The 9,800-nt window shown below is 58.9% G+C and carries 8 protein-coding genes and 2 pseudogenes; 8 read left to right on the plus strand and 2 right to left on the minus strand.

Annotation, left to right across the window (positions count from 1 at the left end):
* Positions 1-62: 62 nt before the first annotated feature.
* Positions 63-407, plus strand: a complete 345-nt coding sequence (gene tnpB / locus NKI19_RS32135; RefSeq protein ID WP_023675163.1) for an IS66 family insertion sequence element accessory protein TnpB — start codon at positions 63-65, stop codon at positions 405-407.
* A gap of 73 nt (positions 408-480) precedes the next feature.
* Positions 481-2,085 carry an IS66 family transposase gene (gene tnpC, locus NKI19_RS32140; RefSeq protein WP_352951281.1) on the plus strand — a complete coding sequence of 535 codons (1,605 nt, stop codon included), beginning with the start codon at positions 481-483 and terminating at the stop codon, positions 2,083-2,085.
* A 23-nt stretch (positions 2,086-2,108) separates the two neighbouring features.
* Here tnpC and NKI19_RS32145 read toward each other — a convergent pair.
* Positions 2,109-2,316: pseudogene (locus NKI19_RS32145) on the minus strand (IS66 family transposase zinc-finger binding domain-containing protein); the annotation flags it as partial.
* Positions 2,317-2,515: 199 nt separating this feature from the next.
* Between NKI19_RS32145 and NKI19_RS32150 the strand changes: the two are divergent.
* The 6 genes and pseudogenes from NKI19_RS32150 to NKI19_RS32175 all read left to right on the plus strand — a co-directional run bounded on the left by NKI19_RS32150 (position 2,516) and on the right by NKI19_RS32175 (position 9,007).
* Complete coding sequence (locus NKI19_RS32150) at positions 2,516-3,703, plus strand: ATP-grasp domain-containing protein (RefSeq protein WP_352567666.1); 1,188 nt, start codon at positions 2,516-2,518, stop codon at positions 3,701-3,703.
* A 51-nt stretch (positions 3,704-3,754) separates the two neighbouring features.
* A complete protein-coding gene (locus NKI19_RS32155; protein WP_352567665.1) occupies positions 3,755-4,555 on the plus strand; it encodes an SDR family NAD(P)-dependent oxidoreductase in 801 nt (266 codons plus the stop codon).
* 46 nt (positions 4,556-4,601) lie between these two features.
* A complete protein-coding gene (locus tag NKI19_RS32160) occupies positions 4,602-5,624 on the plus strand; it encodes a hydroxymethylglutaryl-CoA lyase-like TIM-barrel protein (RefSeq protein ID WP_352567664.1) in 1,023 nt (340 codons plus the stop codon).
* A 1,050-nt stretch (positions 5,625-6,674) separates the two neighbouring features.
* Positions 6,675-7,883 (plus strand): HAD-IIA family hydrolase, encoded by a 1,209-nt coding sequence (locus tag NKI19_RS32965; protein WP_502899375.1) that lies wholly within the window; start codon positions 6,675-6,677, stop codon positions 7,881-7,883.
* Positions 7,873-8,200 (plus strand): annotated as a pseudogene (locus NKI19_RS32970) (FCD domain-containing protein); the annotation flags it as partial. The gene NKI19_RS32965 and the pseudogene NKI19_RS32970, both read left to right, overlap by 11 nt.
* Before the next feature lie 24 nt (positions 8,201-8,224).
* On the plus strand, positions 8,225-9,007 hold the full coding sequence (locus NKI19_RS32175; protein ID WP_352567661.1) for a pyrroline-5-carboxylate reductase: 783 nt from the start codon (positions 8,225-8,227) through the stop codon (positions 9,005-9,007).
* A gap of 483 nt (positions 9,008-9,490) precedes the next feature.
* Here the strand turns inward: NKI19_RS32175 and NKI19_RS32975 are convergent.
* The coding region (locus tag NKI19_RS32975) for a transposase (protein ID WP_502899374.1) at positions 9,491-9,800 on the minus strand (310 nt) is incomplete at its 5' end.

The following is a 9,800-nucleotide window of genomic DNA, read 5'->3' on the forward strand; positions in this document are numbered from 1 at the left end:
CGCGCCGGTGCCGATATCAATGAGGAGCAGCTGGTGCGGATTATCCGGGCGGTTCGCCAGGCATGATCCCGGCTGGCGTGAAGGTGTTGGTCGCCAGTCATCCCGTCGATTTTAGAAAAGGTCCCGACGGCCTTTTGGCACTGGTGCGCGATGCCGGCTCGGATCCATTCAACGGCGCACTTTATGTATTCCGCGCCAAAAGAGCGGACAGGATCAAGATAGTCTGGTGGGACGGCAGCGGCGTGTGTCTTTATGCCAAGCGGCTGGATGAGGCGAAGTTCTGCTGGCCGCGGATCGGCCACCACCGGGTCCAGCTCAATCATGCTCAGCTCATGGCTCTGGTTGACGGAATGGACTGGAAACGGGTTCGAACGGAGACCGTCAGGCGGCCGCAATCGGTTGGGTAAAACCCTGCGGCATGATGAATCAGGGAGCTGAAAACGCGGGAAAATTGCCCGCGAATATGCTCTGATTTTGGCCATGTCGGCACCCGATCTCGCGCTCCCGGACGACGTTGACGCGCTCAAGGCGATGGTTGTTGCCATGGCCGAAAAAGCCGCCGGTCTGGAAGAGCGTAATGCCGATCTCGAAGCCCACAATACGCATCTCGAGTTGGTCAACAAGAGCGCCGAGGAGCGGATCGCACGACTGACGGCGGTGGTGAAGATGCTGGAGCGGTCCCGCTTCGGCAGCCGCTCCGAAAGGTTGCGGGCCGGTGCGCTGAGCGAGGAGCAGTACGCTCTGGTCTTCGACGAGATCGAAACCGGCGTGGCGGCCATCCAAGCGCAGATGGAGAAGTCTGCGGGCGGCTCGAAAGCGAAGCGCGCCCCGCGCCCTCGCAAAGGCTTTGCGGCCCATCTCGAACGGATCGAGGTGGTCATCGAGCCCGAGACGCCTGCTGGCTGCGAAGCGCTGGAAAAGATCCTGATCGGCGAGGACGTCTCCGAACGGCTCGATGTCACCCCGGCGAAGTTCCGGGTGATCGTCACGCGTCGCCCCAAATATGCCTACAAGGGTTGGGACGGCGTCATCCAGGCAGCCGCGCCCGCCCGCATCATCGAAAGCGGCATTCCGACCGAAGCGCTGCTGGCGCAGATCGCGGTGTCGAAATACGCCGATGGCCTGCCGCTCTACCGCCAGGAAGCGATCTATGCCCGCGATCAGGTCGAGATCGACCGGTCACAGATGGCGCAGTGGATGGGCAAGCTCGGCTTCGAGCTCGAGCCGCTCGCCGATTACGCACTGACCCGCATCAAGCAGGGGGAGCGGGTCTTCGCCGATGAGACCACGCTGCCAACGCTGGCGCCGGGATCTGGCAAGGCCAAGACGGCCTACCTCTGGACCTATGTCCGCGATGATCGGCCCTTTGGCGGCAGTGGACCGCCCATTGTTGTCTATCGCTTCGAGGACAGCCGCGCCGGCGAATGTGTTGCCCGTCATCTGGACGGCTATCGCGGGATCCTGCAAGTCGACGGATACGCCGCCTATAACCGGCTGGCCCGATCCGATCGGGGCAACGACGGCGTGACGCTGGCGGCGTGCTGGTCGCACGTGCGGCGCAAGTTCTACGAACTGCATGCCGCAGGCTCCTCCGTTATCGCCTCGCAGACGGTGGCGCAGATGGCCCCACTGTGGGCCGCCGAGGAGGCCGTACGCGGCCAGGACCCGGCAGTACGGATAACTGCGCGTCAGGAGAAATCCGCCGCCGTCGTTGCCGCTCTCTTTGCGCTGTGGGAAAAGGAGCTGCCGAAGCTGTCGGGAAAATCGAAGCCCGCCGAGGCGATCCGCTATGCGCTCGGCCGGCGTGCCGCGCTGGAGCGCTTCCTCACCGACGGCCGCATCGAAATCGACTCCAACACCGTCGAGCGCGCCATCAGGCCACAGACAATTACCCGAAAGAACAGCCTCTTCGCTGGCAGCGACGGCGGCGGACGGACATGGGCCACCATCGCCACGCTGCTGACCACCGCCAAGATGAACCAGGTCGATCCGCACGCCTGGCTCACCCAGACCCTCGAGCGCATCGCCAATGGCTGGCCAAACAGCGCTATCGAGGCGCTCATGCCTTGGAACTACCATCGCTGAACGGCATCAGCTACCCGCTTACGTTGATGCTGGCCGTACTTGTCGAACAGCAGATTGGCGAGCAAGCCGGGACCTGCCCAGTCACGCGCACGACATGGACGGCGCCGGCCGCTGGGTGATCGTCTCACAGTTCGGGCACGAGAACTTCTCGCGCACCGTCTGGATGACGTTCCACTGGCGCGGGATCACAGCCAGCGTCTCGATCACGTCCTCGCCGAGCTTCGAAAGCTGCGTCCCGAACAGCAGGTGTTGCAACAAAACTCGAAATAACATTTGCAGATTCTTAACGCCGCAAAATCGTTAACGATGGTAGCCTTGGGGCAAGGTCTGAGGTCCAGCGATGCCGACAATACTCCAGACCGCCGCACGGCACGCACAGAAGGGGTCCACAGCAATGGCAAGAGCGTTTATCTTGGTTGGAGGCACAAGAATGGGCGCGGGGCTGCTTTACGTCCAGGCCGCTCAGCGTCTTGGCCTCCAGCCAATTACCCTTTCGGACGATCCAACTCGGTACGACCATTTTGGGGCGAAAGAGGCTGAGACAATCCGTGTTGATACAGACGATCTGGATGCGCTAATCCGCCAATGTTCCAGGCTCCAAGAGACCTATGGAATCGCTGGCATCACCGGCGCGTCGGACCCAGTGTATGCGACAGTTGGCAAGCTCTGCCGCCATTTCGATCTGCCGGGACCGGATCCGGACGCTGTTGAACAATGCTGCGATAAGTACACTCAGCGTAAACTTCTCGCGGCATCAGGCGTTCCGATGCCTGCTTATCGCTTGGCGACCAATGCAGCTGAAGTCGAGGATTCTGCTGCGGAGCTCGGACTGCCGGTAGTAGTTAAGCCTGCGGTGGGCAGCAACAGCGAGGGCGTCCGATTGTGTTGCACTGCCGACGAGTTAGCTCAACATACCTCCTATCTGTTGGGCGGGCAGCATATATGGCCGTTTGGGCCGAGGATGCTGGTCGAAGAATTCGCACAGGGCTCAAGTTATGGGGTCAATACAATGGGGAATGAGGTCATTGGGATTAGCGTCTACCACTCCGGCCCTCCACCGCGTTTCGTCCCGCCGGTGGACGAAATTCATCCGGCCCCACTGACTGAAGAAGAGTATGAGCGTATAACCGATATTTCGCTGCGCTGTTTGCGCGCTCTCGGCCTGGGCTGGGGGCCAGCGGGCATTCAAGTCCGGTGGACCATGCGTGGCCCAGTCGTCATTGAGGTCAATCCGCGCCTTCACGGCTCGCCGATACCCCAACTGGTTCGTCTGTCTTACGGCGTTGATCTCATCACCGCGCACATTAAGCTTGCCATCGGCGAAGAATGGGATTTGCGCAAAAGGCATTCGCAGACAGCGGTCGCACGATACCTACTTGCTGAACGCAGTGGCACGCTCGATTGGATCGGTGGGGACAGCGAAGCCGCTGCTGTACCAGGTGTTGTCGAGGTCAAATTTTACGATCAAACCAAAAGGACCATTTTCAAAAAAGGCGATGATCTAGACTTGTTGGGACATGTCATCGCCGCTTCCTCCAGTCTTCCTGACACCGAGGCGATACTTCAGCGTGCCGTCGACTTGATCGGTTGGTCGATCACACCATTTCGCGACCATTGACGAAGTGACCCTCTCCAAAGCAAACGAGGTAATAGTTAGAGTGGTATACTAATGTCGGATCGAAATCGCAATCATGCTGGCGAAGGATACCAGAAACTTTTCGGAATTGCCGGCAAGGTAGTCTGCATTTCGGGATCGAGCCGCGGTCTAGGGAAGGCGCTCGCTACCTGTTTTGGGCAATTGGGTGCCAAGATAGTCCTTTCCTCACACGATATTGAAGAGCTGACCGAAGCAGAGGCCGAACTTGCGGGCCAAGGAATCAACGTCACGGCTATCCGCGCTGATGTGCGGTCGCACGACGATTGCAAGGCACTGATCGGTGGCACGGTCGACAGGTTCGGGCAGATCAATGTGATGATCTGCAACGCAGGTACCGACATCATTAAGCCAGCGCAGTCATATGAAGAGCCGGAATGGGCCGAAATCATCGATACCAATCTGCGGGGCTACTACTATTGTGCGAAGTTTGCCGCCCAAGCAATGCTGGATCAAGGCGGCGGCAGCATCATCATGACTTCTTCGGTCGCCAGTTCGCTCGGCATACCGGGCCTAGCTGTCTATGCTGCGAGTAAGGGGGGCATCAATCAATTGACGCGTACAATGGCAGTAGAATGGGCCGATAAAGGTATTCGGGTAAACGCCGTCGCACCTGGGTTCATCAACAACTTCATGAATGGAGTGCACCCTAATCTCGATACCCCTTATCAGCGCCGCGCAATGGCACTCACGCCGATGCGACGCCGCGGCAACTTGTCCGAGTATTTCGGGCCTTACATTTTTCTCGCTGGCCCAGCTGCATCGTTTGTGACAGGCGAGATTCTCTATGTCGACGGGGGCTACGCCGCGAGCTGATACAGAATGCTTCGATGTTGTGGTGGTATTTGGAGGTGGCTAGGCAATGTTAAGCAAAATTCCAGATGAAGTGAACTTCCTAGACTGCACCTTGCGTGACGGTGGCTACTACACAGGCTGGGATTTCGCACCGGAACTGGTGTCGGACTATGTGGCTACCATCAACACTCTCCCGGTGCGCATGGTCGAGCTGGGGCTCGCTGGAAAGCCTGAGAGCCACGGATATTTCGCCAGTGTAACGAGTTCTAAGGCCGAACAGGTGGCTGCTGGTCTCCTGGTCAAGGCATGTGTGATGATCGATGCCAAGGACGTGCTTGCGAGCGAACTGCCTATACCCCTTGCCGTGACCCGCCTGACAGAAGGACTAGTGCCAGGACATATCACGACCGTCCGCGTGGCGACGCATTACAGGAACTTGGCTGCCTGCAGGAACATTTTCGCTGAGTTGTCTCGGAAAGGCTTCCGTGTGTTTGTGAATCTCATGCAGATCGATGCAGCAAACGCCGCAGAAGTTGAGATGTGCCTGACGGCGGTAAAGCAGATCGACACCATCGACGTGCTATATATTGCCGATTCCTTCGGCTCTATGACGCCGACACGCGTTCAGGAAATTATCGGCCGGTTTGCGGATCGAATCGAGCCTGACATTGGATTCCACGGGCATGACAACCGCGGATATGCAGTGGTCAATTCGGTGGCCGCCGCGATGGCGGGAGCGACCTGGATAGACTGCACCATGGCCGGCATGGGCCGCGGGGCAGGAAATACGGCTAGTGAGCAGCTCCTGCCGCTTCTCGCGCGTCTCGAAACATCCAAGGAACGGGTGCTCCTCGAGCACGTCTTGAGGCACTTCGATCCGCTTCACAAACGGTATGGCTGGGGCAGCAGCGCGGCATATCAATTCGCGGGCTCAAACTTCATCCATCCGTCCTATGTTCAAAAGCTTTGTGAATGCGGAGCTTTGTCTGAAGCCGCAATTATCAGGCGCCTTTCGGAACTTCGCGCCGATGAGCGGATGAGTTTTGCCGATGAAAAGCTGTCGGCGCTGATGGCGCAGGACATCGCCTGATCGCAGATATCTCTGTCGAGGTTCCCTTTTCCCGACTTGGAGAAAGCCATGACTCCATCAAATGCAGTAGTGAAACCATCGGCCCTCCCGTCCGATCCACGGTTTTCATCAGGCCCTTGCCGCAAACATCCCGGTTGGAGCGTGCAGCCAACTATGCTGCGCTATGTTGGACGGAGTCACCGGAGCTCCGAGGGAGCAGAAAGGCTGGGAGAAGTAGTCAGGCGCATGGCCTCTTTGCTAGAACTGCCTGATAGCTGGCTCTGCGGAATCGTGCCCGGTTCGGGCACTGGAGCCTGCAGCATGGCCTTACACAATCTACTCGGCCCGTCTCCGGTCGAGACATTCGTGTCGGACAGCTTCTCGCAGTATTGGGCAAATGAGATCGATACGTTGGCGCTTGCCCCCCAAAATCGGCACATTTGTGCTTTCGGAGATTTTCCGAGCACGAGCAGGATCGACCCCATTCACGACATCGTTCTAGTGCTAAACGGCACCAACAGCGGCGTTTGTCCACCGGATCTTGACTGGATTCTTCCTGACCGTGCCGGGCTTGTGATCGCAGATGCCGTCTCGGCAGCTTTTACAAGGCCCATCGACTTCGATCGGATCGATGTTCTGTGCTGGTCATGGCAGAAGGCGCTGGGGGGGGAAGGCGGCCATGGCATGATCGCGCTCTCGCCTCGGGCCCAGGCGCGGCTGAAGGTCGGCGGACGTAAGCCTGTAGCCAGGCTCATGAGACTGCACAACGCCGACGGATCTGTAAACAAAGCCTTCTTTGGCGGCCGCACGATCTCGACCCCCAGCATGTTCGCCGTCGAGGACATCCACTCTGCGCTCGACTGGGCCGAAGCGTGCGGTGGACTATCCGCGCTTCTGAACAGGGTTGCCAACAACTACGCTGTGATGGCCGATTGGGTGAACTCTACTCCTTGGATTGATTGGACTTGCACCAATCCGGCAGCACGCTCCACCTGCTCAATTACTCTTCGGCTTGTAGGAGAGCAACTCGCTGCCGGCGAGAAGGAGGACGGCGATGAAATCGTTGCGGGGATGATCCGTCTACTCGAAGCCGAAGGCGCGGCTTTTGACATCTGGAGCTACGGTGACGCACCCCCGGGATTCCGGATATGGGCGGGGCCTACGGTCGAGACAGAAGATTTGGCGATCTTATGCGAGTGGCTGGCCTGGGCTTTTAGCGAGACGTGCGAGGCCGGCATACCACCCGAAGCGGTCGTGCGTCACAGCTACTTTCCGCCCTCTAAGGTGAGCGCGGTTCAACCGAGGACGGAGTCCGCTTGTCCTCTAACCGCCGCCCTCGAAAGCCCACCTGCAAGGACACTGGCAGATTGCTATGAAGCGATACTTTTTGACGCGACGGGGGTCCTGATCAGCGAAAATGACGCCCTCCCCGGCGCCGCTGATATCTTGGCCCGACTGAACATGTCCGGTCAGCCATACTACATTGTGACGAATATCAGCAGTGGATCGGATGAAACGATACTGGCGCGTCTCCGCGGCGCCGGACTTCCGATCCCGGCTCTCGACCGTATCGTGTCCGCGGGAGGTGTTGCGCGGCATCGCGTACTCGAAGAGCTGGCTGCCGGGCGGCTAGTTTCCTATGTGGGCAGTGCACAGGCTGCGCATGACATCTTCAGCAAGCATCCAAATCTTCATTGCGCTGACACGGTCGAGACATTCGACACGCTCGTGGTGCTCGATGACGAAGGTTTCGATTTTAAACGGGCCGCCGATAACATCCTGTCGACCTTTCGACGCAGCCTGATCGAAACGGGGGAAATGCCCCGTATTATAGAGGCAAACGCGGACATCATTTATCCTGGTAAAAACGGCACACTAGTCTTTGGACCAGGCATAATAGGGCCAATGCTTCAAGCTGGACTAGCGCCCTTCGGTGCTCCTCCAATCTCAGTAGAGATAATGGGCAAGCCGGGAAGAGCGATTTTCGAGGTGTGCATCGCTCGGGCCGGTACCGACCGTCTTTTAATGGTCGGCGATCAGGTTGACACTGACATCAGGGGCGCAAAAGCTGCCGGGCTCGACTCACTTCTCGTAACCACTGGTCTCAACAACCGCGGCGAGTTGCATCAGGACCAGTACGGCGCTGCCGATTTCGTCGCAACGAACCTCAATCAAATTTTCGACGGCAGTTTATTTCCACACGTTCGGTCGGCGAAGCGCATTCCAATCCAACGGACTAGGTTGGGCAACTTCGAGCGAGAAGCGCGGATTGGAGACTAACGTGCATCTGAAGATGTCGGAGGCCAACGGGCAGTTCCATATGGCAATCGCCTATGCCGGCAAGAATTCCTATCTCGCCTCTTCCACGAACGGCTGCTTAATCGGGTCCAGCGCATCCTGCATCTGCACTTCGAATATCGAGCGCTCGGCGGCGGTTATCTTCTGACCGAGCGGTTATCTTCTGACCGATGAGCATAACCTGACGCTTGAAGGGATCCGCGCCAAGGATGTCGAGCTGCTCATGCCCATATTGGCAGTTCTAGGATAACTTTATCCAGCTCCTGTGCGAAAACCACACGACCGACGTTTCTCTTGGTTTCCCTAGTTGCAGCGGAGCGATCATGCCTCTGCCCGAGAAGATCGGCTTCATCGGAACCGGCGCCATCACCGACGCCATGGTGCGCGGCCTGCTCGCCGCGCCGGCGGCAGTGCCGCACGTCATGGTCTCCCAGCGCAGCACGGATGTTTCGGCGAAGCTCGCGGCTGATTTCCCCCAGGTACTCGTCTCCAGTGACAATCAGGCGATCGTCGAGGGCTGCGACACCCTCGTGCTGGCGATCCGCCCCCAGATCGCGGAAGAGGTCGTCCGCCCCTTGCAGCTCCGCGACGGAAAGAGAGTGATCAGCGTCGTCGCAGCGACGAGCCGACCGAGCCTTTTGGAATGGATCGGAGCGGATGTGGCCCTCACTCAGGCGATCCCCCTACCCTTTGTCGCGCGTCGCAAGGGCGTCACCGCCGTCTATCCACCGGACGCCGATACGGCGGCGATCTTCAATGTGCTCGGCAGCGCCGTCGAATGCGAGACGAAGACGGAATACGACCTCCTCGCCGCCGCAAGCGCGCTGATGGCGACGTATTTCGGCATCATGCACCGTACGACGGAGTGGCTCGCGGAACACGGTCTACCGGAAGAGAAGGGCCGCGCCTATCTTGCGCCCCTGTTCGCCAGTATCTCTGAGACAGCGCTCCTTGCTGGCAAGGATGTCGACCTCATCAATCTGAGTCGCGAATTTGCCACCAAAGGGGGCCTGAACGAGCAGGTATTTCAGGACTTCGACCGCAACGGGGGTTCGAACGCATTAAAGCGGGCGCTGGACCGTGTATTAGAACGGATCACGCAATAGGTTTTTGTGTAAGACCCTTTCTGGTTGCCGGCTGTGAGATGGTTTGAAACGAGGGTTGCTTCTCTATTCGGCGTGTTGAAGTCAAGCGCTTTTCGGGCCTTCGGCTTCGCCGGCGTTGCGCATCCTTCGCGGGGTCTGGCTTCTGTCCGGGATCGGCGCTCGGCCTACCCTTGATGGAGATTCAGGAGAATGATGCGGAACAATCTCGGAACCGGTACTGCAACCCTCGCGAACTCACCTCATTCATCGTCCGCGAAGGACGCCCCTTTTCCACCGGCAGGTGGAATGTTTATGGGTTGATCCTTGTTACGTTCGCCTCTGCGATCATGTTCCACCTCCGCGTCCGACTGCTGGCACCATCTCCTCGTCCGACCTTCCTTTGCGCTGGCCGCCCGCGCGCAGGTGGTTGTCAAGGGCCACCCGGCCATCGCGCAGCGACTTGCCCGGGACTGTCAGGAATTCTGTGCGCGAGGCCGGTTTCGTCTAGCTGACGAACCTTTCGCCGAAGACGAGGGCGAATTGTGTTCTGGCCTCGAACCACTCGCGCGGGGCGCGTTTCCATTCCTCGGCGGCGTGGTTCAGCACCAGATATAGCAGTTTCATCGCCGCGTCGTCATTGGGAAAGTGACCGCGCGTTCGCACCGCCCGCCGCAGCTTTGAGTTCAGCGCCTCGATGGCGTTGGTAACCGGTATGATCATGACGGTGCCATCCGATCCTCGCTGGAGATGAGCGATTTTCGGCGTATGGTGCGACCATCCGGGACAGGGGCACCGGGAGCACGCCAAGTGCGGG

Source organism: Mesorhizobium sp. M0751, from assembly GCF_040320265.1.
Classification (GTDB): domain Bacteria; phylum Pseudomonadota; class Alphaproteobacteria; order Rhizobiales; family Rhizobiaceae; genus Mesorhizobium.